18 protein-coding genes are annotated in these 25,247 nt (G+C 71.1%); 13 read left to right on the top strand and 5 right to left on the bottom strand.

Features of this window, described 5'->3' with window-relative positions; all coding sequences use genetic code 11:
• Positions 1 to 22: 22 nt before the first annotated feature.
• Positions 23 to 2,521: a DEAD/DEAH box helicase gene (locus ACWDAK_RS05005; RefSeq protein WP_427393136.1), complete on the bottom strand. Its 2,499-nt coding sequence runs from the start codon at positions 2,519 to 2,521 to the stop codon at positions 23 to 25.
• A gap of 22 nt (positions 2,522 to 2,543) precedes the next feature.
• Positions 2,544 to 3,407: a helix-turn-helix domain-containing protein gene (locus ACWDAK_RS05010; RefSeq protein WP_427393108.1), complete on the bottom strand. Its 864-nt coding sequence runs from the start codon at positions 3,405 to 3,407 to the stop codon at positions 2,544 to 2,546.
• 131 nt (positions 3,408 to 3,538) lie between these two features.
• Here ACWDAK_RS05010 and ACWDAK_RS05015 point away from each other — a divergent pair, with 131 nt between their 5' ends.
• From ACWDAK_RS05015 to ACWDAK_RS05050, 8 genes are all read left to right on the top strand, one after another.
• Positions 3,539 to 4,600 (top strand): aldo/keto reductase, encoded by a 1,062-nt coding sequence (locus tag ACWDAK_RS05015; RefSeq protein ID WP_427393109.1) that lies wholly within the window; start codon positions 3,539 to 3,541, stop codon positions 4,598 to 4,600.
• Positions 4,597 to 4,884, top strand: a complete 288-nt coding sequence (locus tag ACWDAK_RS05020; RefSeq protein WP_344639125.1) for a putative quinol monooxygenase — start codon at positions 4,597 to 4,599, stop codon at positions 4,882 to 4,884. The genes ACWDAK_RS05015 and ACWDAK_RS05020 overlap by 4 nt, the downstream gene beginning before the upstream one ends.
• A 122-nt stretch (positions 4,885 to 5,006) precedes the next feature.
• Positions 5,007 to 5,849, top strand: a complete 843-nt coding sequence (locus ACWDAK_RS05025; protein ID WP_344639124.1) for a nitrilase-related carbon-nitrogen hydrolase — start codon at positions 5,007 to 5,009, stop codon at positions 5,847 to 5,849.
• A 10-nt stretch (positions 5,850 to 5,859) separates the two neighbouring features.
• Positions 5,860 to 7,260 carry a dihydropyrimidinase gene (gene hydA, locus ACWDAK_RS05030; RefSeq protein ID WP_344639123.1) on the top strand — a complete coding sequence of 467 codons (1,401 nt, stop codon included), beginning with the start codon at positions 5,860 to 5,862 and terminating at the stop codon, positions 7,258 to 7,260.
• 8 nt (positions 7,261 to 7,268) lie between these two features.
• Entirely contained in the window at positions 7,269 to 8,285 is a 1,017-nt protein-coding gene (locus tag ACWDAK_RS05035; protein WP_344639122.1) for a TIGR03842 family LLM class F420-dependent oxidoreductase, read from the top strand.
• Between the two features lie 239 nt (positions 8,286 to 8,524).
• Positions 8,525 to 10,045 carry an NCS1 family nucleobase:cation symporter-1 gene (locus ACWDAK_RS05040; protein ID WP_427393110.1) on the top strand — a complete coding sequence of 507 codons (1,521 nt, stop codon included), beginning with the start codon at positions 8,525 to 8,527 and terminating at the stop codon, positions 10,043 to 10,045.
• A gap of 567 nt (positions 10,046 to 10,612) precedes the next feature.
• Complete coding sequence (locus ACWDAK_RS05045) at positions 10,613 to 13,207, top strand: SdrD B-like domain-containing protein (protein ID WP_427393111.1); 2,595 nt, start codon at positions 10,613 to 10,615, stop codon at positions 13,205 to 13,207.
• 124 nt (positions 13,208 to 13,331) lie between these two features.
• Positions 13,332 to 14,138: a hypothetical protein gene (locus tag ACWDAK_RS05050; RefSeq protein WP_344639119.1), complete on the top strand. Its 807-nt coding sequence runs from the start codon at positions 13,332 to 13,334 to the stop codon at positions 14,136 to 14,138.
• Between the two features lie 111 nt (positions 14,139 to 14,249).
• Here the strand turns inward: ACWDAK_RS05050 and ACWDAK_RS05055 are convergent, their stop codons facing one another.
• A complete protein-coding gene (locus ACWDAK_RS05055) occupies positions 14,250 to 15,599 on the bottom strand; it encodes a right-handed parallel beta-helix repeat-containing protein (RefSeq protein ID WP_427393112.1) in 1,350 nt (449 codons plus the stop codon).
• Between the two features lie 58 nt (positions 15,600 to 15,657).
• Between ACWDAK_RS05055 and ACWDAK_RS05060 the strand changes: the two genes are divergently transcribed.
• Both ACWDAK_RS05060 and ACWDAK_RS05065 read left to right on the top strand, forming a co-directional pair.
• Positions 15,658 to 16,872: a Dyp-type peroxidase gene (locus ACWDAK_RS05060; protein WP_344639117.1), complete on the top strand. Its 1,215-nt coding sequence runs from the start codon at positions 15,658 to 15,660 to the stop codon at positions 16,870 to 16,872.
• Between the two features lie 149 nt (positions 16,873 to 17,021).
• Complete coding sequence (locus ACWDAK_RS05065; RefSeq protein WP_427393113.1) at positions 17,022 to 17,519, top strand: DUF4232 domain-containing protein; 498 nt, start codon at positions 17,022 to 17,024, stop codon at positions 17,517 to 17,519.
• Positions 17,520 to 17,788: 269 nt separating this feature from the next.
• Here the strand turns inward: ACWDAK_RS05065 and ACWDAK_RS05070 are convergent, their stop codons facing one another.
• Entirely contained in the window at positions 17,789 to 18,193 is a 405-nt protein-coding gene (locus ACWDAK_RS05070; protein WP_344639115.1) for a hypothetical protein, read from the bottom strand.
• A 220-nt stretch (positions 18,194 to 18,413) separates the two neighbouring features.
• Between ACWDAK_RS05070 and ACWDAK_RS05075 the strand changes: the two genes are divergently transcribed.
• From ACWDAK_RS05075 to ACWDAK_RS05085, 3 genes are all read left to right on the top strand, one after another.
• Positions 18,414 to 20,288 (top strand): galactose oxidase-like domain-containing protein, encoded by a 1,875-nt coding sequence (locus tag ACWDAK_RS05075; RefSeq protein WP_427393114.1) that lies wholly within the window; start codon positions 18,414 to 18,416, stop codon positions 20,286 to 20,288.
• A 100-nt stretch (positions 20,289 to 20,388) separates the two neighbouring features.
• Positions 20,389 to 22,752, top strand: a complete 2,364-nt coding sequence (locus tag ACWDAK_RS05080; RefSeq protein WP_344639113.1) for a Dyp-type peroxidase — start codon at positions 20,389 to 20,391, stop codon at positions 22,750 to 22,752.
• A 323-nt stretch (positions 22,753 to 23,075) separates the two neighbouring features.
• Complete coding sequence (locus tag ACWDAK_RS05085) at positions 23,076 to 23,987, top strand: ABC transporter substrate-binding protein (protein WP_344639112.1); 912 nt, start codon at positions 23,076 to 23,078, stop codon at positions 23,985 to 23,987.
• A gap of 209 nt (positions 23,988 to 24,196) precedes the next feature.
• Here ACWDAK_RS05085 and ACWDAK_RS05090 read toward each other — a convergent pair whose 3' ends face one another.
• On the bottom strand, positions 24,197 to 25,081 hold the full coding sequence (locus tag ACWDAK_RS05090) for a cyclase family protein (protein WP_344639111.1): 885 nt from the start codon (positions 25,079 to 25,081) through the stop codon (positions 24,197 to 24,199).
• Between the last annotated feature and the right edge of the window lie 166 nt (positions 25,082 to 25,247).

Raw genomic sequence — 25,247 nt, forward strand, 5'->3', positions numbered from 1 at the left:
CCGCGCGACCGGCCGCGCGGGTTCAGCCGCCCAGGCGGTCCACCGCGGTGACCCGCAGCACCGCCCGGCCCTCCTCGTCCGAGCCGTACAGGTCGACCTCGGCGCTGATGCCCCAGTCGTGGTCCCCGTTCGGGTCGTCGAAGATCTGCCGGACCCGCCAGGCGCCCTCGTCCTCGTCCTCCTCGATCAGGAGCATCTTGGGCCCGCGGGCGTTCGGCCCGGTACCGAGGTCGTCGTACTCCTCCCAGTACCCGTCCATCGCGTCCGCCCAGCGGTCCGCGTTCCAGCCGTACTCGCCGTCCAGCTCGCCGAGCCCGTCGTAGTGCTCCAGCGCGCAGAGCTCCACCCGGCGGAACATCTCGTTGCGCACCAGCACCCGGAAGGCGCGGGCGTTGGCGGTGACCGGGGCCGGCTTCTCGTCCAGCCTGACCTCGGCGGCCTCCAGCGTGGTCGGGTTGGCCAGCTGCTCCCACTCGTCCAGCAGGCTGGAGTCGACCTGGCGGACCAGCTCGCCGAGCCAGGCGATGACGTCCTTGAGGTCGTCGGTCTTGAGGTCGTCGGGGACGGTCTGCTCCAGCGCCTTGTAGGCCCCGGCCAGGTAGCGCAGCACGATGCCCTCGGTACGGGCGAGTTCGTAGAAGCCGACGTAGTCGGAGAAGGTCATCGCGCGCTCGTACAGGTCGCGGATCACCGACTTGGGCTGCAGCGGGTGGTCGCCGATCCACGGGTGCGCCCGGCGGTACACGTCGTAGGCGTGGCCGAGCAGCTCCTCCAGCGGCTTGGGGTAGGTGATCTCCTGCAGCCGCTCCATCCGCTCCTCGTACTCGATGCCGTCGCGCTTCATCTCGGCGACGGCCTCGCCGCGCGCCTTGTTCTCCTGCGAGGCGAGGATCTGGCGCGGGTCGTCGAGGGTCGCCTCCACCACCGAGACCACGTCCATCGCGTACGAGGGCGAGGCGGGGTCGAGGAGTTCGAAGGCGGCCAGGGCGAAGGTGGAGAGCGGCTGGTTGAGCGCGAAGTTCTCCTGCAGGTCCAGGGTGAGGCGGACGACCCGGCCCTCCGGGTCCGGCTCCGCCAGCCGCTCGACCACGCCGCCCTCCAGCAGGGAGCGGTAGATGGCGACGGCGCTGCGGATGTGCCGGCGCTGCGCCGCGCGGTCCTCGTGGTTGTCGGTGAGCAGCTTGCGCATCGCCTCGAAGGCGTTGCCCGGGCGGCCGATCACCGAGAGCAGCATGGCGTGGCTGACCTTGAACCGGGAGACCAGCGGCTCCGGATCGGCGGCGATCAGGCGCTCGAAGGTCTGCTCACTCCAGCCGACGAAACCTTCCGGCGCCTTCTTGCGCACCACCTTGCGGCGCTTCTTGGGGTCGTCGCCGGCCTTGGCGAGCAGCTTCTCGTTCTCCACCTCGTGCTCGGGCGCCTGGGCGACGACCTGGCCGACGGTGTCGAAGCCGGCCCGGCCGGCCCGGCCGGCGATCTGGTGGAACTCCCGGGCGCGCAGCACCCGGACCCGCTGGCCGTCGTACTTGGACAGCGCGGTGAACAGTACGGTGCGGATCGGCACGTTGACGCCGACGCCGAGGGTGTCGGTACCGCAGATGACCTTCAACAGGCCTGCCTGGGCGAGCCGTTCGACCAGGCGGCGGTACTTGGGCAGCATGCCCGCGTGGTGCACGCCGATACCGTGCCGGACGTAACGGGACAGATTGCGGCCGAACTTGGTGGTGAAGCGGAAGTTGCCGATCAGCGCGGCAATGGCGTCCTTCTCCGCCTTGGAGCACATGTTGATGCTCATCAGCGACTGCGCCCGCTCGACCGCCTCCTTCTGCGTGAAGTGCACCACGTAGACCGGCGCCTGACCGGTCTTCAGCAGTTCCTCCAGGGTGTCGTGCAGGGTGGTGCGGCGGTACTCGTAGAACAGCGGCACCGGGCGGGTGGCGGAGCGCACCACCGTGGTCGCGCGGCCGGTACGGCGGGCCAGGTCCTCCTCGAAGCGGCGCACGTCGCCGAGGGTCGCGGAGATCAGCAGGAACTGCGCCTGCGGGAGCTCCAGGATCGGGATCTGCCAGGCCCAGCCGCGGTCCGGCTCGGCGTAGAAGTGGAACTCGTCCATCACGACCTGGCCGATGTCGGCCCGCTCGCCGTCGCGCAGCGCGATCTGCGCCAGCACCTCGGCGGTGCAGCAGATGATCGGCGCGGTCGGGTTGACGCTGGCGTCGCCGGTCATCATGCCGACCTGCTCGGTGCCGAACATCTTCACCAGGTCGAAGAACTTCTCCGACACCAGCGCCTTGATCGGCGCGGTGTAGAAGGTGCGCTTGCCCTCGGCCAGCGCGGCGAAGTGCGCGCCCGCCGCGACCAGGCTCTTGCCCGAGCCGGTCGGGGTCGCCAGGATCACGTTGTTCCCGGAGACCAGCTCGATCAGGGCCTCCTCCTGGGCCGGGTAGAGGGTGATGCCCCGCTCCTGCGCCCACTCGACGAAGGTCTCGTACAGGGCATCGGGGGTGGCAGGGCTCGGCATCAGGTCCAGGAGGGTCACATCGCTATCTTGCCTGCTGGTGATCCTCCCGGGCAAAGCGCTGGGTGCAGCCGGCCAGCAGGAGCAGGGCGGCCCGGCTCGGGCTGTCCGGCTCCACGGTGTAGGCGATCAGTGCCTGGTCGGGGTCGTCGGGCAGTCGCAGCGTCTCGTACGCCAGTTCGAGACGGCCGGCCGCGGGGTGCCGGAACACGTATCCGCCACGGGTCTTGTCCCTGACCTCCTGCCCCGCCCAGAGCCGGGCGAAGTCCCGGCTGCCGATGCTCAGCTCGCCGATCAGCGCCGACAGGCCCGCATCGCCGGGGTGGCGGCCGGCGTCCAGGCGCAGGTAGGCGACCACGTCGCGGGCCTTGCCCTCCCAGTCCTCGTACAGCTCGCGGGCGGCCTCGTCCAGGAAGACCAGCCGGGCCAGCTCGCGGCGGTCCGGCTGCAGCGCGCCGAAGTCGGTGATCAGCGCCGCCGCCAGCCGGTTCCAGGCCAGCACCCGGGTGCCGAGCCCGACCACGTACGCCGGGACGTCGGCCATCGAGTCCAGCAGCCGCTGCAGCCCGGGCAGCACCCGCTGCGGCGGGCGCGGCACCCCGTCCGGCCGGTGCGGTCGGGCCAGGTTGCCCAGGTGCAGGCGCTCGTCCGGGTCCAACCGCAGCGCCCGGGCCACGGCGTCCAGCACCGCCTGCGAGACATGCTCGGTCCGGCCCTGCTCCAGGCGTACGTAGTAGTCCACGCTGACGCCCGCCACCTGTGCCAGCTCCTCTCGGCGCAGCCCCGGCACCCGGCGCCGCCCGCCGTACGGCGGCAGCCCGATCTCCTCGGGACGCAGCCTGGCCCGGCGCGACCGGAGGAACTCGCCCAGCTCTGCTCGTCGGTCCATGCGGACCATCATCGCGGACGGCGCCCTGCCCAGCCTGGTCCTGCCGGACCCAGGTAAAGCGCGGACCTGGAACGGCCGATCCGGCAGGAGCAGGCTCGTCGTCGTCAGCACAACGAACGTGAGAGAGCGACATGACCACAACCTCCCCCGTGCCTTTCGGCAGCACCGATATGACGATCAGTCGGATCGGCTTCGGTGCCTGGGCGCTCGGCGGCGCCGACTGGCGCTACAGCTGGGGCGCGCAGGATGACGGCGACTCGATCGCCGCCGTCCACCGCGCCGTCGACCTCGGGATCAACTGGATCGACACCGCCGCCGTCTACGGTCTCGGCCACTCCGAGGAGGTCGTCGGCCGGGCGCTGGCGAAGCTGCCGGAGAGCCGCCGCCCGTACGTGTTCACCAAGTGCGGCCTGGTCTGGGACGAGAGTGACCGGCTCGCCCCGCCGCGCAAGATCATGACCCCCGCGAGCGTCCGCCGCGAACTGGAGGACTCGCTGCGCCGGCTCGGCGTCGAACGGCTCGACCTGTACCAGGTGCACTGGCCCGGTGACGGCCAAGTGCTGGAGTGGGGCAACGAGGGCGGCGCCGACCAGGGCGGCGGAACCCGGTTGGAGGAGTACTGGCAGCTGATGGCCGACCTGAAGGCCGAGGGCAAGGTCCGCGCCATCGGGCTGTCCAACCACGGCCCCGAGCAGCTCGCCGTCGCCGAGAAGATCGCCCACGTCGACTCGATCCAGCCGCAGTTCTCCCTGCTCAGCCGGGACGCGGCGGCCGAACTGCACTGGGCGGCCGACCACCGCACGGCCGGCATCGTCTACCAGCCGCTCGGCTCCGGACTGCTCACCGGCGCCTTCTCCGCCGAGCGCGTCGCCGCCCTGGACGCGGCCGACTGGCGGCGCACCCACCCCGACTTCACCACCCACCTGGACCGCAACCTCGCCCTGGTCGAGGCGCTGCGCCCGATCGCGCGGCGGCACGGCAGCACCGTCCCGGCCGTCGCCATCGCCTGGACACTGGCCTGGCCCGGCGTCACCGGCGCCATCGTCGGCGCCCGCCGCCCCGGACAGCTGGACGACTGGGTCTCGGCGGCCGCCCTGCACCTGACCGCTGACGACCTGTCGGAGATCGCGACTAGCCTTGATCACACCGGGGCCGGCACCGGCCCCGCCCACCCGAAGGAGAGCACCGAATGATCCTGATCGCCGAGCTGACCGCCGCACCCGGCCGGGAGGACCGCCTGCGCACCATGCTGGAAGGCATGATCGAGCCCTCCCTGGACGAGCCCGGCTGCCTCGGCTACCAGCTGCTGGTCGACCCGAACCGCCCCGAGCGAATGGTGGTCCTGGAGGAGTGGCGGGACGAGGAGGCGCTCCAGGAGCACTTCGCCACCCCGCACTTCCAGCACGCCAGCGAGGTGATGGACGAGGTCCTCGTCGAGCCGGCCGTGCTGCGCCGGGCGACCTGGCTGGAGAACTGAGGGCACCGGGTTCCGCGACGGAATGAAAGAGGCTTCCCGGCGTTACAGCGTGGCACTACACCTGGCGCCGGGAAGCTCCTAGTCTCAACGGTCTAGAGCACCTTCGTCGAAGGAGTGGACTGATGAGCCGAGTCGTTCGAGCAGCCCTCTTCCAGGCCGCCTGGACGGGTGACTCGGAGACGATGATCGCGGCCGCCGAGCGGGCCGCCCGGGACGCGGCCGCACAGGGCGCCCAGATCATCGGCTTCCAGGAGGTCTTCAACGCCCCGTACTTCTGCCAGGTGCAGGAGCCGGAGCACTACCGCTGGGCCGAGCCCGTCCCCGACGGCCCGACCGTACGGCGGATGCGGGAGATCGCCCGCGAGCTGGGGATGGTGATCGTCGTCCCGGTGTACGAGGTCGAGCAGGCCGGCTTCTACTACAACACCGCCGCCGTGATCGACGCCGACGGCTCCTACCTCGGCAAGTACCGCAAGCACCACATCCCGCAGGTCAAGGGCTTCTGGGAGAAGTACTACTTCAAGCCCGGCAACCTCGGCTGGCCGGTCTTCGAGACCGCCGTCGGCAAGGTCGGCGTCTACATCTGCTACGACCGGCACTTCCCCGAGGGCTGGCGGGCGCTCGGCCTCGGCGGCGCCGAGATCGTCTACAACCCCTCCGCGACCAGTCGGAGCCTGTCCGCCTACCTCTGGCAGCTGGAACAGCCCGCCGCCGCCGTCGCCAACGAGTACTACGTCGCGGCGATCAACCGGGTCGGCGTGGAGGAGTACGGGGACAACGACTTCTACGGCACCTCCTACTTCGTCGACCCGCGCGGCCAGTTCGTCGGCGAGATCGCCTCCGACAAGGACGAGGAACTCGTGGTCCGCGACCTCGACCTGGGCCTGATCGATCAAGTCCGCCAGCAGTGGGCGTTCTACCGTGACCGGCGCCCGGACGCCTACGGCCCGCTCACCCAGGCCTGAGAGGACGGACGTGAACCGCACCGTGATCCGCGGCGGCCTGGTGGTCACCGCCGCCGAGGAGATGCACGCCGACGTGCTGATCGAGGGCGAGAAGGTGGTCGCGCTGGCCGCCTACGGCAGCGCGGCCGCCGAGAGCTGGACGGCCGAGAAGGTGCTCGACGCCCGAGGGCTGTACGTCATCCCCGGCGGCGTGGACGCCCACACCCACATGGAGCTGCCGTTCGGCGGCACCTTCGCCTCCGACACCTTCGAGACCGGCACCCGGGCCGCCGCCTGGGGCGGCACCACCACCATCGTGGACTTCGCCGTCCAGTCGGTCGGCTCCTCGCTGCGCGAGGGCCTGGACGCCTGGCACGAGAAGGCCCAGGGCAACTGCGCGATCGACTACGGCTTCCACATGATCCTCGCCGATGTCACCGAGCACAGCCTCAAGGAGATGGACCTGCTGGTCGCCGAGGGCGTGACCTCGTTCAAGCTCTTCATGGCCTATCCCGGAGTGTTCTACAGCGACGACGGCAAGATCCTGCGCGCCATGCAGCGCGGCGCAGGCAACGGCGGCCTGATCATGATGCACGCCGAGAACGGCATCGCCATCGACGTACTGGTGGAACAGGCCCTCGCGGCGGGCAGGACCGACCCGCGCCACCACGGTGAGGTCCGGCGCGAGATCCTGGAGGCCGAGGCCACCCACCGCGCCGTCAAGCTGGCCCAGGTGGCAGGCGCCCCGCTCTACGTGGTGCACGTCTCCGCCGCCTCGGCCGTCGACGAACTCGCCGCCGCCCGCCGCCAGGGCCTCGACGTGTTCGGCGAGACCTGCCCGCAGTACCTCTTCCTGTCCACCGACAACCTGGCCGAACCCGGCTTCGAGGGCGCCAAGTACGTCTGCTCCACCCCGCTGCGCCCGCGCGAGCACCAGGACGCGCTGTGGCGGGCGCTGCGGACCGGTGACCTCCAGGTGGTCTCCACCGACCACTGCCCGTTCTGCTTCGCCGGCCAGAAGGAGCTCGGCCGCGGCGACTTCTCCAAGATCCCCAACGGTCTGCCGGGAGTGGAGAACCGGATGGACCTGCTGCACCAGGCCGTGGTGGAGGGCCGGATCTCCCGCCGCCGCTGGATCGAGATCGCCTGTGCCGCTCCCGCCCGGATGTTCGGGCTCTACCCGCGCAAGGGCACCATCGCCCCCGGCGCCGACGCCGACGTCGTCCTCTACGACCCCACGGTCCGGCAGACCCTCTCCGCCGCCACCCACCACATGAACGTCGACTACTCCGCGTACGAGGGGAAAGAGATCACCGGCAAGGTCCGCACCGTGCTCTCCCGGGGCACCGTCGTGATCGAGGCCGACGCCTACCTCGGCCGGGCCGGGCACGGACGGTTCCAGCCGCGCGCCACCTGTCAGTACCTCGCCTAAGGAGACCAGTGGACATCGGACTCGTGCTCCAGACCGACCCGCCCGCGCAACTGCTCATCGAGCGGATGAAGCGGGCCGAGGCGGCGGGCTTCACCCACGGCTGGACCTTCGACTCGGCGGTGCTCTGGCAGGAGCCCTTCGTCATCTACAGCCGGATCCTCGCCGAGACCAGCCGACTGATCGTCGGTCCGATGGTCACCAACCCCGCGACCCGCACCTGGGAGGTCACCGCCTCCCTGTTCGCCACCCTCAACGACATGTACGGCAACCGCACCGTCTGCGGCATCGGCCGCGGCGACTCCGCACAGCGGGTGGCAGGCCGCCGGCCCGCCACCCTGGAGCGGCTCTCGCAGGCCATGCACGCGATCAAGGAGCTCGCCGAGGGCCGCGAGGCCGAGGTGGACGGCACCGCGATCCAACTGCCGTGGGTCAGGCCCGGGGCCGAACTCCCCGTCTGGATGGGCGCATACGGCCCCAGGGCACTGGACCTGACCGGCCGTCAGGCGGACGGCTTCATCCTCCAGCTCGCCGACCCCTTCCTCACCGAGTGGATGGTCAAGGCCGTCCGGGACGCCGCCGCCGGGGTCGGCCGCGACCCCGCCTCGATCACCATCTGCGTCGCCGCCCCCGCCTACGTCACCGAGGACGACTCGCCCGCCGCGCTCGCCCACGCCCGTGAGCAGTGCCGCTGGTTCGGCGGCATGGTCGGCAACCACGTCGCCGACCTGGTCGCCCGCTACGGCGAGCACTCCGGCCTGGTCCCCGACGCCCTCACCGACTACATCAAGAACCGCCACGGCTACGACTACGCCCACCACGGCCGCGCCGGGAACCCCGACACCGCCTTCGTCCCCGACGAGATCGTCGACCGCTTCTGCCTGATCGGCCCGCCCGCCGCCCAAATCGACCGCCTCACCGAACTGCGCGCCCTCGGCGTCGACCAGTTCGCCGTCTACGCGATGCACGACGCGGTGGAGTCCACCATCGACGCGTACGGCACGAGCGTCATCCCCGAACTCGGCTGACACCCCTTCGTCGGGCGGCCCATCCGGTGCCGGGTGGGCCGCCCGACCGTCTGGACCGTCCCCTCCGCACGCGGTCGGCGCGACCCGGACGGCGTCCGCCGAGCAGCCCGTTCCCGACGGCTCCCCACCGCCCGGACGGTGCCGCCGCAGTACCGCGCTCCTTCGCAATCTCTCCGAGAGCCCGGTGTTCCGGCTCCCGGACGCCCCCGTACGAGACTCCGCGAACCGAGGTGGTCCCGATGTCCTCCGGCGCCCCCGAAACCCCCGACTCCTCGACGGTCCAGCGCACTCATCCCGACGGCCGGGTCTCCCTCGCCGACCACGTCGTCCTGGACGACGCCCGCTTCGCCAACCACGACCTGCTGCCCGTGCCGATGGAGCGGCGCAGGTGGGGTGTCTACAACTACCTCAGCCTGTGGGTGGGAATGGCGCACAACATCCCGTCGTGGACCCTGGCCTCGGGCCTGGTCGCGCTCGGCATGGACTGGAAGCAGGCCGTCCTCACCATCGCGCTGGGCAACCTGATCGTGCTGGCGCCGATGCTGCTCACCGGCCACGCGGGGACGAAGTACGGCATCCCGTTCCCGGTGTTCGCCCGCGCGTCGTTCGGGTTGCGCGGCGCGAACCTGCCCGCGATGCTGCGGGCCGCGGTGGCCTGCGCCTGGTTCGGTATCCAGACATGGCTCGGTGGGGAGGCCATCTTCCTGTTGGCCGGGAAGCTCCTCGGCCACGGCTGGCAGACCGCGACCCCGGTAGGCGGTTACCCCTGGACGCAGTGGCTCTCCTTCCTGCTCTTCTGGGCGCTGCAACTGCTGATCATCGCCCGCGGCATGGACACCCTGCGCCGCTTCGAGAACTGGGCCGCACCCGTCGTCCTGCTCGGCGCGTTCGGCCTGCTCGGGTGGATCACCAACAAGGCCGGCGGCCTCGGCCCGCTCCTCCGCCAACCCTCCAAGCTCGGGTGGGGACACGAGTTCTGGAAGGTCTTCTTCCCCGCGCTGATGGGCATGATCGGCTTCTGGTCGACCCTGTCGCTGAACATCTCCGACTTCACCCGCTTCGGCGGCAGCCAACGCGCCCAGATCCGCGGCCAGGCCCTCGGCCTGCCCACCACCATGACCCTCTTCGCCCTCCTCTCCGTCCTGGTCACCTCCGGCTCCCAAGCCGTCTACGGCACCCCCATCTGGGACCCCATCCAACTCGCCGCCAAACTCGACAACACCGCCGGCATCCTCATCGCCCTGCTCACCGTCCTGATCGCCACCATCTCGGTCAACATCGCCGCCAACGTCGTCTCCCCCGCCTACGACCTCGCCAACCTCTGGCCATGTCGCATCAACTTCCGCCGCGGCGCCCTCATCACCGGCCTGGTCGGCGTCCTCATCTTCCCGTGGAAGCTGATCTCCGACCCGCACGTCTACATCTACACCTGGCTCGGCGTGGTCGGCGGCCTGCTCGGCACCGTCGCCGGCGTCCTCATCGCCGACTACTGGCTCCTGCGCCGCACCCACCTCGACCTCGCCGCCCTCTACCGCCAGGAAGGCCGCTACTGGTACCACGGCGGCTGGAACTGGCGCGCCGTCACCGCCCTCCTCACCGGCGGCATCCTCGCCATCGGCGGCTCCCACGGCGGCCCCTTCCCGGCCAACGGCCTCATCCCCGCCCTCAAACGCCTCGCCGACTACGGCTGGGCCGTCGGCCTGACTTCAGCACTCGTCCTCCACCTCCTGCTCGGCACCAGGATCCGCACCAACCACTGACACCACAACGTCGCGCGTCGCCGCTCGTCGTCCGGTTCATGGCGCCACCCCAGCATGGCGCGCCGGCCGCGCCGACGGGGCGGGTAGAGGCGAGGGGGAGCGGCGATGTTCAGCGGCGATGGTGATCTCCGCACCTCTGAGCGCCTTCGTCGTGCGGAGTTGTTCCTCGGCAGCGACCGTTTCGGGGTACTCCTCCACTGGCCCGTCCTTTGACAGCAGGGGGAGGGCCGCAGTGCGAAAGCTTCCAATAACGTCTGACGTAACGTCAAAGTTCCTGTTTTGCTGCGAACTTGTGTGAAGGCCCCTTAAGCTCCCATTAACAATGGCGGCTTTCCGCCAGTCGCGAACTCCCTTACGAGGTCGGGCGGCAGGCCCAACTGGACGATGAGAGCAGGGATGACAACGAGAAGTGAACGAACGTCCGGTGCCGCACGCGGCCCGGATCGGCGCCGACCGGGGGTGCTTGGTCGCCGCACCGTGGGCGGCGCCGTGGCACTGGTCGTCGGGATCGGTGCTTGCTCGCTGGCGGCGGCCCCGTCGGCGTTTCCGCAGACAGGCGATGGGACGGTGACGGTCCGCGTGGTACGGGCCGTGGACGCGTCCGGGGTGTGGACACCCGCGCTGGAGCCGGGCATCGCGGGCGTGAAGGTGACGCTCACGGACGATGCCGGGGCCGGCGTCGAGGGTGTCACCGCGGCGGACGGCACGGTGACACTGGCACCCGCCGCGAGCAGGGCGACCGGCGGCAAGTACCGGGTGCAGGTGATCAATCCGAAGCCGGGTGTGCTCTTCCCGGCCTTCGCCTCGCGCCAGGGGCTGGACGGCGCGCCGAGCCAGCTGAGCAGCAACGAGGAGTTCGTCGACCTCTCCGGTGGCAAGAACGTGGCGTACACCACGGGACTGTGGAACCCGGGGGACTACTGCCAGAAGAACGCGCCGCTGGTGGCGGCCTGTCAGCCCGCCAACACCGAGGGCGGGGCCAAGCGCACGCTGGTCTCCTTCCCGTACGGCGCGCGTGGCCAGGAGGGCCCCGACGGCAACATCACCGCGACGAACCTCGCCACCAACGCCGACACCGGCACGCTGTTCGGCGTCGCCTGGAACAAGGCCGACAAGCGGCTCTTCTCTTCGGCGGTGGCCAAGCGCGGCACCGACTACGGCCCGGGCGGCGCGGGCGCGGTCTACGTCACCGACCTCGCGCAGAAGAAGACGACGCTCTTCACCACCGTGCCGAACGCGGGCAGCACCGTGCACGGGCCGGGGACGGACGACGCCTTCCTCGACGTGCCCGGCAAGGAGAGCCTGGGCGGCATCAAGATCACCGATGACGGCAAGGACCTCTTCGTCGTCAACCTCAACGACCGCAAGCTGTACCGCTACGACGCCACCGCGGCGACGGCCTCGGCGCCGAAGGCCGTCTACGCGATCCCGGACCCGGGCTGCCCGGCGGAGGGGGATTGGCGGCCGTTCGGTCTCGGTCTCCAGGACGGGACCGGGTTCCTCGGCGGTGTCTGTTCCGGCCAGTCCACGGGCAAGCTCACCGACGTGCGCGCCGTGGTCCTGCCGTTCGACCTCGCCACCGGGGCGTTCCAGAGGGCGGTGCTGGACCAGCCGCTGGACTACCCGCGTCAGTCGACGGTCGGCTCGGGTCCGTGCGACGGCGCGGGCTGGTTCCCGTGGACCAGCACGTACCCGACCACGCAGAACGGCAAGGCGTGCGGCCACGCCACCATGGCCAACCCCGAGCCGGAGTTGGGCGAGATCCTCTTCGAGACCGACGGCTCGATGCTGCTCGCCTTCCGCGACCGCTTCGCCGACCGAGAGCCGGGCGCCCCCGCGCCGGGCTCCGTCTTCAACGTCATGTCCGGCGGTGACCTCAACAAGGCCTGCCCGGCGAACGGCATGTACGTGATGGACACCAACAACGGCTGTGGGATGTCCGCCCGGGGCGCCCGGTTCTTCAACACCGCTTGGGCTGCGGTGGGTCACAACAACACGGCGTTCGCCGGAATGGCGCTCTCCAAGGTCGAGAGCACCATCGCGGTCTCCGCCTTCGACCCCGACCACACCCCCGTCGGCTACGGCACGTCGTTCCTCGAGCGCAAGGACGGCAGGCAGGACCCGCAGTTCGGCCTGCGGCTGACCCCGAAGGGGACCACCGCCCCCTTCGGCAAGGGCGCCTCGATGGGTGACCTCGAGGTGCTCTGCGACCAGGCGCCGCTGCAGATCGGCAACCGGGTCTGGTACGACCCCGAGCGCAAGGGCATCCAGGGCCCCGGGCAGCGGCCGGTCCCGGGGGCGACCGTCCACCTGTACGACGAGTCGGGGAAGATCGTCGGCACGACGAAGACGACGGAGCGCGGCGAGTACTACTTCGACGACTCCGACGTCAACGGCGGCCTGAAGCCCAGGACGAAGTACACCATCCGGATCGACAACCCGGCGGACTACGCCAAGGGCGGCCCGCTGTACCAGTGGGTTCCCACCGACCACGATGTCGGCGACAACCACTTCATCGACTCCAAGGGCGTCGTCCCGTCCGGCGCCGAGTTTCCCGAGCGGGCGCTGACCACCGGCGGACCCGGCGAGAACAACCACACCTACGACTTCGGCTTCCGCCAGCAGGAAGGCGCGCTGCGGGTCGTCAAACACGACCAGGACGGCAAGCCGCTGGCCGGCGCGAAGTTCCAGCTCTGGAAGGAGACGAACGGCACCGACGGGCTGCAGAGCACCGGTGCGAAGCCGGACACGTCCGTCGGCGAGCCCTGCACGACCGGCGCCGACGGCATCTGTCAGGGCAACGGCGCACCAGGGACGTACTACTGGCAGGAGACCAGCCCGCCCGCAGGCTACGAAGCCCCGGACGTCGCGGTGTTCGGCCCGCTGGTGTTGACCTCCGACAACCTCGACGCCGGAGTCTCGGTGACTGCAGTCAACCGGCTCATCCCGACACCGACACCGACACCGACGCCGACGCCGGAACCGACCTCACCGGCCACGCCGGGCACCCCGGCCGCACCGGGCACCACGCCCGGCTCGCACCTGGCCTACACCGGTGGGGGCCAAGAGCTTCCGGTGGTTCTGGCCGGCGGCGCGGTGCTCACCGCGCTCGGCACGGCGCTGCTCGTGCTGTTCCGCAGGCGCAGGGCCCAGCAGCGGTAACCCTCCCCCTCTCCGACGGTCGGCACACGGGCCGTCGGAGAGGGCCGGATCGGGCGGGTTCGCGGACCATCGGTCCGGGAACCCGCCCGTGTGTTGTGACCGACCGAGGAGAGAAGGCACCTGCATGGCCCGGAAGACGAAGACCGATGTCCGTACGCCGCGTCCGACGTTCTGGCTCAGGGCACTTGTCGCGATCGCGGTGTGCGGCACCGCGGCGGGCGGCCTGGCCGTCTACCGGACCGTATCCGAAGAGGCCGTGGAGAGGCCCGTGACAGGTGACGAAGCGTCACGACTGGCCGTGTCGCGGTTGAACCTGTACCAGGCCAGCCCGGTGACGGTGACCCTCACCGCCACCGAGGGAGGAGGTGTGGTGGTGCGGGTCAAGGGGATCGTGGACTACCGCACCCACCGGGCCGTGGGGAGCTACGAGGTCACCGGGGCGGCTGGGGACGCTCGGGCCGGCGCCGGACAACTCGACCACGGTCTGATCGTTTGGGACACCGGCGGACTCGGTCTGGCCCCCGCACCGAAGGGCGACACCGACCCGCCCTGGCAGCAGGCCGAGCACGTCCCCCGGGCGGGCTGGTCGCCGCGCTCGTACACGGCGGATCCGCTGGACGCCGGGCTCCAGTTGCTGATCCAGCTCGGCGCGGACCGGCCGGACAACCCGCTGCTGCTCGCCCAGTCCGGGGCGCGCTGGCTCGGCCGGGACCGCATCGACGACCAGAGCTACGACCGGTTCGCCGGACCGCGCGCCCAGGGCGCCGCGCCCGACGGCGGGCGGTCGCCGCTGACGTACTGGGTCGACGGCGACGGCACGCTACGGAGGGTCGCGATGCGGATGGCCGGCCTGGGCACGCCGACCACGGTGGACTTCTCCGGGCGGAACGGCGAAGCGAAGCTCCCCGAAGCACCGTGGGTCGCTGGCTGACGCCGGATCACCGACCCGGCCTCCCAATGGGAGAGTTGTCTCGTACTACTCAACTGTCCCGGTGGATCGGCACGTTGGCCGAAGCCGGTGAGCTCCGCAGTGTTGCCGCACTCAACTCCGCGGCTGCGGTACGGCGGCGGGGTCGGTCGGAAGCTGATAGGTGTTCGGGTCGACGGCCCCCGGCAGGTTGGTGGCCGGGCGGGCGGGGGCCGTCGGGTCCGGCAGTGACGGCTGGGTGGGCGGGGCCGGTACCTGGCTGAAGGGGATCCCGGGCGGCGCCTGGACCGGGGCCGGCCGGCCACCGGGCAGCGGGCCGCGGCCCTGGCCGCCGCACCCTGCCGGGTTCTCCAGGCCGTCCGGGCTCTGGACGGCGGGCTGGTTGCCGGTGAAGCAGTTGCCGGTGTCGGCCGAGGCCAGGACCAGGTCGGCGCCGTTGCCCTCCGTGCGGTTGTCCTCGACGCGGTTGCCGCTCGCCGGATGCCCCGGCGGATCGGTGATGATCACCCCGGCGGCGCTGTTGCCCCGGACGAGGTTGCGCAGCACCTGGTTCGCCGTACCGCCGCCGATCCCGATGCCGATGCCGAAGCCCCCGTCCGCCTGCTCCGGGGTCTGGGTGGCGTTGTTGTCGGCGACGACGTTGCCCGCGATCACCGCGCCGTGCTGCGGGGCGAGCGCCTCCAGGTCGTTGGAGTTCACCGTGACGCCGACCCGGTTGCCGACGACGCGGTTGCCCAGCACCGACAGCCCGTCCGAGGCATTGGTCAGCTCGATGCCGACCGCGTTGTGCTCCACCGTGTTGCCGCGCACCACCGTGTCGCAGGGCTTGCACTGGCCGACGTAGATGCCGGAGTCCGCCTGTCCGGAGGTGTAGGAGTCCTCGATCGCGCCGCCGCGCGCATCGAAGGCGTAGATGCCGTACAGGCCGTTGTCGTAGGCCGTCACCCGGGTCGCCCGGAATCCCTGAATGACCGGGAAGCGGGCCGTGTCCAGCGGGTTGTACGCCGAGCCGCCGGCGCCGTGCTGCTGCAGCCGCTCGTCGGTGACGCCGGTGAACAGGACGCCGTTGGCAAGGTAGCGGTGCACGGTGAGGTTCTCCACAACCGAGCCGGGCCCGGTGACGGTGACGCCGTTGACGAGCCGCAGCCCGCCGTCGAGGACCACGGTGTTGCGGTCCGTCCCGCGCAACACGATGCGGGGCTTGGTGACGTGCACACTCTCGCGGTACACACCTGGTCCGACCAGCACCGTCTCGCCTTCACGAGCGACGTCCACGGCCTTCTGGATGGTGGAGAAGTCCTCCGGCACCCGCAGCACGCTCCCGGCGGGGTGCTTGGCGTCGTTGGAGTTCGAACCCGTCGAGGAACACCCGGTGGCCGCCATCGCGACCGAGGCGACCAGCACCGGCAGGCACCGCAGCGCCGCCGCCCGGAACAGCGCCGGTCGGGGCTGCGTACAGGTCAACAGGCGATCAGGAGACAGGATTTGCATGACAGGTGTTCTATCGTCTCCAATAGCGCGCATGCCTACCGAACCGGGAAATGCGCACGAGTCGGCCCGATCTGCCGCGACCGGTTTAGGGAGGCGAAGGGCGCTGCTCGCGGCCGGGGCGGTGCTCGCCGCCGGGATCGGCGCGACGGCCGACGAGCTGGCAGGTGGCGATCGCACGTCCAGCCGCGGTGCCGCTTCCGACGCGCCGCCTCCCGCAGCCGCGATTCCCTTCCACGGCGCCCAACAGGCCGGTGTGACGTTTCCTCAGCAGCCTGCGACGCGGCTGCTCGCCTTCGACCTCCCGCAGACCTCCGCCGCAGCGGACCGGGAGACCCTGCGCAACGTCCTCGCCGCGCTGACCCGAACCCTCTTCGCCGCGACCTCCGACACTCCGCCCGACCCGCGTCTGGAGAGCGGTGGTACGACCCGGCTCACCTCGCTGGTCGGCGTGGGTCCCGCGCTCGCCGCCCGGCTTGGCCTCAACGTCCCCACCGCGCTGGCCGAGTTGCCGCCGTTCCCCGGCGACCGCCTCGACCCGGCGCGCGGCGGCGGCGACCTGCTGCTGCAGCTGTGCGCCGCGGACCAATGGACGTTGGCCGTCGTCGCCGAGATCGTCGGGACGGCCGTCCACGCCGGTGGCGCCGAGCCCCGCTGGTCGCAGTCCGGCTTCCTGCCCCGGACGGCCCCGGGCGTCACACCGCGGAACCTGTTCGGCTTCAAGGACGGCACGGCGAACCCGGATGACGCGGCCGCGCGGCAGTGGGTCTGGGGCCCGCCGGGACCGCACGAGAACGGCACCGTCCTGGTCTACCGGCGCATCCGCATGGACACCGCCGCCTTCGCCGCCCTCCCCGAAGGCCGGCGCGGTCTGGCGATGGGCCGCCGTGCTGGCGACGGCTCCCCCCTCACCGGCACCGTCGAACATGACGACCCGGACATCTACGCCAAGAACCCGGACGGCTCCTACGTGATCCCGGCCACCGCCCACGTCCGCCTCACCAGTCCCCGCCTCGACGGCGGCGCCCGGATGCTCCGGCGCGGCTACAGCTACGACGACGGCCCGGCCGACCGCGGGCTCCTCTTCTGCGCCTTCATGCGTGACCCCGCCCAGTTCACCCGCGTCCAGACCCGCCTCGCCGCCCGCGACGCCCTGAACCCCTTCCTGGAGCACACCGCCTCGGCCGTTTCCTACGTCCTCCCCGGCGTCCCGGAGGGTGCCGCTCTTGGTGAGCGCCTCTGGCGGTGAGTAGTAGCTGCGGCCGACGTGCAGCGGCCCGTCCCGGAGGCCCGGTGACCGCCACCGCGCAGCCGAGCTGCGCCCACGCCCGGGTGGTCGCAACCTGGAGTTGTGGCAGGCGCCACACCGGCGGCTGCCCAGCCAACGGAGGTTCCGCCATGCTCCCTAGGAAGAGAAGAGCAGCACTGACCGTCACCGCACTCATCGCCGCCGCCACCGCCGCGGTCGGCACGGTACCCGCAGCCCAGGCCGCACCCGCCACCCCCACCTGCCAGGCCGCCGGCTTAAGCCTCTCGGTCGGCCAGGAGCAAGGCGCCGCAGGATCCATCCTCGTCCCCGTGAACTTCACCAACACCTCCACGCACACCTGCGCCCTGCGTGGATTCCCCGGAGTGAGCGTGCTGGACGTCAACCACCACCAGATCGGCAGCCCGGCATCCCGCGACGGCAGCCCGGTGACCACGGTTGCCGTACGACCAGGCCGGACGGTGAGCGCGACGATACGCACCAATGACGCGGGTACCGGCCTGGCCTGTCAGCGGACCTCGGACTACCTCGGCATCTATCCGCCGGCCGGTTTCCAGCAGATGCTCATCCCCTACCGGCTGCAGGTATGCGGAGTGTTCGAGACGGGTCCTGTCCAGGCCGCCGGATGACCGAAGGCGACCGCAGGCGAGGCGGCGAACCGAAGCCGTCATCGCCGCCGCCGTGATCACTCATCGGTTTCGTCTCCGCCCTCGCCCGGTACGCCGTCCTCAGCCGCACCGCCCGCACCCGGCGCTGTGGCCCGCGGCGGGCAGGGGCGGAGCCGGGGCCTCGCGGGGTGCCCGGGGTGCTGCGGCCGGACGGGATGCGTGTCCGTAGCCGGAGCCGGGGTGTCCGGCTACGGAGGTCCGACCGGACGGCCCGGTCGGTGCGCCGGGGGTCAGCCGCTCGGGGTGTTCTCGCCTTCGGTGCACACGACGCGGATGGTGAGGTTCGCCGGCCTGGGCCGGCCCTCGACGCCCTCCGGAGGGCAGTCGTACTTGCGCACTGCGACGATCCAGCCGCTGCCGTTGTCGTTGGGGTGGTCCTCCAGAACGTCGGTCGGCTGCCGGTCAAGTCGGCGGCCAGCGCCTGGAGTTACGCTGAATCCGCCGCCGAACGCGTTCTCCTCGGGCGGGCAGAGCAGCAGGTGGGGCTTGCCGTCGGCGCCGCCCTCGATGACGTCCCCGGTCACGGTGTGCGGCTGGACTGTCGCTCGCGTGGTCGCCGCAGCGCCGCCGCTGGTGGCCGCGAGGAGCGCGGCTGTGGCCGCGGCGGCCATCGCGATCCCGGACTTGCTGAACACGTGTCACTCCTGTCGTGGGGAGGGGGGATTTCCGGCCATTTCAGCACGGCCGTGATGACCCGTCGGGGCGACACGCAAAGTGATGGCGTGTCGATGATCGATCATGAAACACCTGGGGTGTCTGCGTACGAACAACTGCGTGGAGTGCTGTACTGACCGCGCATTGCTGTCTCCCGGGTGGCTGCTTCGCGGCCCCGACCGACACCTCGTGAGGAGTTCCATGTCCCGCAGCAGACTGAGAGCGGTACTCGCGGCCAGTGCCGCCACGCTCGCCCTGTCGACCACCACCGTCCTGACCACACCCGTGTCGGCCTCCTCCGCCGCACTGGACGGCCTCGCGGGCACCAGCGCGCTGCGCATCACCGACGAGCAGGTGAAGGCGGAGGTTCGGCCCGCAGAGGTGGCCGCGCTCGGCCGGCCCGCCGCCGAGGCCGAGGCCCGCGATCGGATCGGCCTGCGGGCCGTCCAGACCGGCTACCCGCAGACCACCCGCACCCTGCGCCTGAAGGCACTGACCGACTCGCAGGCGAAGACCAACGCGGCCTTCGATCCTGCCCAGTTCGGGAGGTTCACCGATTACTTCTCCTCCCCGGAGTACGGCGACCACATCGCCCTGCTGCCGACCGGGAAGGTCCTGATCTTCTCCTTCGAAGCAGTCGAGGACAATCCGCAGAAGGAACCCGCCCCCACCGATGTGATCGGCAAGCAGAACGCCGGCCGCGCCTACCTCTGGGACCCGGCCAAGGGCACCGGTCTGGACTCCTTCACGGCCGTCCCGCCGCCCGTCGTCAACATGCCCGACGGTCTGGACGAACCGCGCCCCGCACCCTTCTTCTGCGCCGGCCACTCCTACCTGCCCAACGGCATGGTCGGCGTCTTCGGCGGCAACCTCGGCGGCAACGGCGGCACCGGCGCCAAGCTCGCCCTGGTCTTCGACCCCTGGACCGAGACCTGGCACCAGGAGCAGGACATGGCCGTGGGCCGCTGGTACCCCACTGCCGTCACCGGCGCCGACGGCCGCCAGCTCATCATGTCCGGCCAGTCCGAACTCGGCTGGGGCACCCCGACCCCGGTCATCGAACGCTTCCCGGCCAAGGGCACCGGCGTGTTCTTCGACAAGTCGAAGGCCCCCGACGGCGTCGCGCTGGACCAGTGGAAGGCGGACGCCCCGTACCGGATGGACTACCCGCACCTGTTCTCCCTCAACGACGGGAAGGTGTACGGCTTCGGGCGCGACGCCGACCAGCAGTTCGTCTTCGACCCCGCCAACGAGACCCGCGCCTCACTGCCCGACCGCCCAGACGGGGGCATGCGCAACTACGGCTCCGCAGTCGCCCTGCCCAACGGCACCAGCGGCCCCGACTCCGTGCTGGTGCTCGGCGGCAACCGCAACGACCCCAACACCTACCGGTTCGCCGGCGGCCAGTGGACCAAGGACACCCCGCGGGCTTTCGGCCGCACCCAGGACGACACCCTCGTCCTGCCCAACGGCAACCTGTTCACCGTCAATGGCGCCTACGACATCCGCGACTACGGCAACGGCCCGTACAACCCCAATGCCGACCCGAAGTACCGCCAGACCGAACTGCGGGACGCCGGCGGCAGGTGGACCCTCGGCCCGGTCCAGCGCCTGCCGCGCGGCTACCACTCCAACGCCGTCATCCTGCCGGACGGCCGGATCATGATCACCGGTGACGAACTCCAGCAGATCGCCAACAACCCGGACATCAAGTCGGGCCTGAACGGCACCATCGAGATCTACGAACCCCCGTACCTGCACCAGGGCGACCGGCCCAGCCTGCGGACCGCGCCGACCGACCCGCTGAACTACAACGCGACCTTCCGGGTCAACACCAACACCCCGACCCAGGCCACCCGTGCCGTCCTGGTCGCGCCGATCACCTCCACGCACTCGGTGGACACCAGCCAGCGCCGCCTGGAGCTGAGGATCACCGGCCGTGCGGGCAGCCAGCTCGTCCTGCAGACCCCGGCCTCGGCCAAGGACGCCCCTCCCGGCTTCTACATGCTCTTCCTGCTCAACGACGCCGGCGTGCCCAGCGAGGCCAAGTGGGTCCAGCTCAACCCCAACGCCTGAGCCCCTACCCGACTCCCCGGGTGGCCGGTTCGCGGCCGGCGGCCGCGCGGCGCCACCCGGGGTCTGCCCAACCCGGCGGAGTCAACGAACGGACCAATCGATGAACGATCTGAGCCTGCGTCAGGATACCGAGATCCAGGGCGACATCATCGCCGGCTTCAAGAAGGACTACGTCAGACTGCTGCTCCTCCAGTTCGGCAACGCCATGGCGGCCCGGAGCTGGCTGGAGCGGATCACCCCCAAGATCGCCACCACTCAGCAGGTCGCCGCCTTCAACCAGGAGTTCAGCAAGGCGCGCAAGTCCTCCGGCGGCGACGACCCCGCAACCCTGAAGGCCACCTGGCTGGGCCTCAGCTTCACCTACCAGGGCCTGCGGTTCCTCACCGGGCAGGCAGACCTGCTGCATGCCGAGGCCAAGACCGGCGACACCCTGGAGGCGTTCATCCAGGGGCCCGCCGACCCCGGCCGGGTGGAGGCCCTCGGCGACACCGACGACAGCGCCCCCGGGTTCTGGGTGTTCGGCGACACCAACCACCCCGCCGTGCACGCGGTGCTCACCGTCGCCTCCGACACCCAGAACGGGCTCAAGGCCGCCCTGGACGAGCAGCGCCTGGCCGCCGGCCAGGCCGGCGCGATGATCGTCTTCGAACAGGAGGGCGTGGCCCTGCCGGGTGCCAAGCGGGGCAAGGAGCACTTCGGCTTCAAGGACGGGGTCAGCGAGCCCGCCGTGGCGGGCTTCGACGAGGAGGATCCCAACCGCAGGGGCTTCGCCAAGGAGCACCCCGGCACCCGGCTCATCCCGGCCGGCGAGTTCGTCGTCGGCAAGCCGCTCGCCCCGGAGCACGACAAGGGCACCGCCGCCACGGCCACCATCCCGTCCTGGATGCACAACGGCTCCTTCCAGGTGGTGCGCCGGCTGGAGCAGGACGTCGCGGGCTGGTGGGCGCAGGTGGACGCCCAGCTCAGGCGGCTGAAGGACCTCAAGGCCGTACCGGAGGACACCAAGCGGGACTGGTTCGCCGCCCGCCTGGTGGGCCGCTGGCGCAACGGCGCGCCGGTCTGCAAGCACCCCGACAGGCAGCCCGACGACCCGGGCGCCGCCGCGGACAACGACTTCGACTTCCTGCACGGGACGGACGACCCGGACGGCCTCACCACCCCGCTCTTCTCCCACCTGCGCAAGACCAACCCGCGTGCAGGGCTGGCGGCCGGGGGGACGCCGGTGGACGAGAGGTTCATCGACGCCCGCCGGATCATGCGCCGCGGTGCCCCGTACGGACAGCCCTTCGACCCGACGAGCGACCTTCCGGACAACGGTCCCGACGCCCCCCGCGGTCTGATGTTCGTCTGCTACCAGGCCGACCTGGTGGGCCAGTTCGAGTTCATCCAGGTCGACTGGATCAACGACGCGGACTTCCCGCCCGGCCGCGAGAACAAGCCCGGTCCCGACCCGATGGTCAGCGGCCAGCTGGCCACCGTCAACGACGGCCGGGTCAGCTACGAGGGCACGGCCCCCTCGGGCGAACGGCAGACCACCACACTGGACTTCAAGCCGTTCGTCCGCACCCGTGGCGCGCTCTACGCCTTCACCCCGTCCATCAGCACCCTGCGCCTGCTCGCCCAGGGCCGGCTCACCGGCGCGGTCACCGAGACCGGGCCGGGCGTCACGACGCAGCCGCCCCAGTCGCAGAACCTGCCGATGGACGCCGTCATCCCGCTGCCGGACGTCGAGGGCGGCGCCTGGACCTTCCAGCAGGGCGCCATCCGGGTGATCGGTACCGGCGGCACCGAGATCAGACAGCTCACCACCGGCGACGTCGGCGACCGCACCGCACTGGTCGTCAAGAACGTCGGCCCGTACCCGACCTGGCCCGCCCTCAAGGGCGTCACCCAGCTCGACACCATCCTGCCCGTGCCCGACGAGCAGCGGGTGAACGGGAAGAGCAGCTACTGGGTCTTCCACACGGTGGGCGGACAGCAGGTCTACCGGTACGTCACGATCGCGGACACCGACCCGTACACCCCTCAAACGGCAGGCGAGGACCTGCCGTTGAGCAGGTGGGCGTCGTTCGGGGGCAGCAGCCCGGTCACCCACGTGGACGCCTTCCTGCCGTTCCCCGACGGGCAGCCCGGCAGCGACGGCACGTACTGGTACTGGATGTTCCACACCACGCCGGTGGGCCAGCGGCACCGGGTGATCTCCATCGGCCGCTCCGGGCAGGCCCACCCCGACAGGCTGCGGCGGGACGACCGCAAGCTCACCGCCTGGCAGTCGCTGGAGGGCGTCACCCGGGTCGACGCCTTCCACCCCGTCCCAGGCCGGCAGAACGCCGGCGGCCTGCACTGGTACTGGGTCTTCCACCAGGACCAGTACCGGGTCATCGCCATCACCCACGGCGGTGACCACACCGACGACGTGCTCCGGGACGACCGCCCGACCGCCGTCTGGTCCCGCCAGGCGTAGGCCTCGGCCCCGGCCCCGGCCCTGCGCAGCCCCGGCCGCGCGGGGCCGGGGCCTTGTGACGGGCGCCACCTGCGGCGGAGGTGACGGCGGTGTCGGAGCGGTGCCGACACCTGGTCGCGACCTCCGCTGGACGAACGTGTGACCGGGCTCGTCTATAGTCTGACCGGCTCCGCCTCGGGACGCTGCCAGGTTCTGGCCTGGCCGTGCCGGCGCGGGGTGCCGTTTTCACCGGAGCGGGGCCGGTGGGGTGCGGTCGACGCGACCTGTGTCCACCATGTCCCGAACCTGCGGCACATGCGTCGACCACCCGGGAGTTTTCGAAGATGACCGCCTTCACCAACCGCTGCTGCGGTGCCATCGCCGCTGTCGTCACCGGCGCCCTCCTGCTGAGCGCCTGCAGCTCGGGCAGCGGCGGCAGTGGCAGTGCCTCACTGCACGACCAGCTGCCCGAGGCGATCCGGAAGGCCGGGGTGATCGAGGTGGGTGCGTCGCTCACCGCCGCCCCGGTGATCTTCAAGAGCCCGGACGGACAGCCGAGCGGCCTCGACCCCGATCTCGCAGGCGCCCTGGAGAAGGTGCTCGGCGTCAAGCTCGAGTTCCAGGACGTCGGCCCCTTCGCGAACGTGCTCCCCGGGCTGCTGAGCAAGAAGTACGACGTCGCGATGTCCGGCATCACCGACACCCGGGAGCGCGAGCAGGGCGTCGACAAGGACAACAAGCCGGTCAACGACGGCGTCGACTTCGTCGACTACTTCATGGCCGGCTTCGGGATGGTGGTCCACAAGGGGAACCCCAAGAAGATCACCAAGCTGGACGACCTGTGCGGCCGGACGCTGGTGGTGAAGAAGGGCACCATCCACGACGACTTCGCGCTCAGCCAGCAGGGTGCGTGCGCGCGCCTCGACAAGCCGCTGAAGCTCACGGAGACGGACTCCGACGAGAAGGCGCTGAGCGCCCTGACCAGCGACGACGCAGACGTGTACCTCACCGACTACCCGAAGGCGCAGTACAGCGCCCAGAGTGTCGACGGCGGGCAGAGCCTGGAGGTCGCCGGTGCCCAGTTCCAGCCCCGGCCCTACGGGATAGCCCTCCGCAAGAGCGACAGCAAGCTGCGGGACGTCCTGACGAAGGCGATGAACACGCTTGTCCGGAACGGCACCTACGACAGCGTCCTCGCCAAGCGCCAGCTCTCCGTCGGCGCGGTCCAGAACGCCGTGGTCAACGGCAGCAGCTGAGCGGACCGACGCGTCCCGGATCCCCGGGTGGCCCCGGCCGCGGCACCCACCGGCCTGGGCCGCCCGGGCTCCCACGGGGCACCGAGCGGGCGGAGCCGCCCGACGGATGCGTCAAATTCCCCGCCGCATGGCCTGACCCGCCGCCTCAACCGCCTTGGCACACAACTGGATTGACAGTTCCAGATGCTCCGGGTGAGAGCAGGGCCCGGTCAGAACAGGGCGAGCGGATTGACCGGTGAGCCGGTGCCGTGGGGGATGTTCAGGGGCGCGGCCAGGAAGAGGAACTCCCAGCGGCCGGTGCGGGCGCAGGTCTCGGCCAGCGCCTCCAGGTCCATGTTGTCGATCAGCGGCAGCCCCATGGCGGTGACGGCCAGCACATGGATCGGTGAGTGCACACCCGGCACGGGACTCGGACGCACGTCACTGTCGCCGTCGCCGCCCAGCGCCGAGGCCCGCGACTCGTGCAGGACGTGCATCGCACCGGGGTGGAGCCCCGCACTGAGGCCGTCCGCATCCCACGCTCCCAGGCTGCGCCGCCGGGCGAGATGGCCCGTGCGGAGCAGCAGGATGTCGCCGGGCAGCAGCGGGCTGCCCTGCCGCTCGGCGCAGGCGAGCAGCTCCGGGCCCTCGACCGCCTCGCCCGGCTCCAGCCAGGCCCGGCCGCGCAGCCGGGCCACGTCCAGCAGTACCCCTCGTCCCACCAGCCCCGGCAGCAGGTCGGTCACCGCGCCGTAGCAGGCGCCCCGGGATGAGACGACCTCGCGCGCCGGTACGCCCGCGAAGAGCAGCCCCCGGTACGCGATGTGGCAGAGCGCGTCCAGGTGCGTCTGCGACTTGCCGTGGAAGTCGGACGCGAGGAAGTCCTTGTGCACGGTCGGTTCCGGGGGAGTGACGTCCGCCAGCTCGGTCATCAGGTGCAGCGCGGGCCTGCGGTTGTCGGGCCCCGGCACGCTGTCCCACGGCCGGCCCATGGCGACGACCTCGCCGGTGCGTACCAGACCGGCCGCCACCACGCGCTGCGTCCGTCCGGGGAGGCCGGGGAGGCGGTCGCGGCGCAGCCGCTCGAAGAGCGCGTCGAACTCGTCACGGGTCATCGCGACACCGCCTGCGGGAGGCGTGCGATCCCCGGCCGGCGGCCTCGGTGGGACGGCAGAACCGTTCATGGCGCTCCTCCGTCCCGTCTCCCCCGTACAGCCGATGATGCGGTGGCTGCCGGGCCGCTGCCACCGCGGCGTCCCGGCCCGGCCGGGCGCGGGGAAT

This window comes from Kitasatospora sp. NPDC001175 (assembly GCF_053598215.1).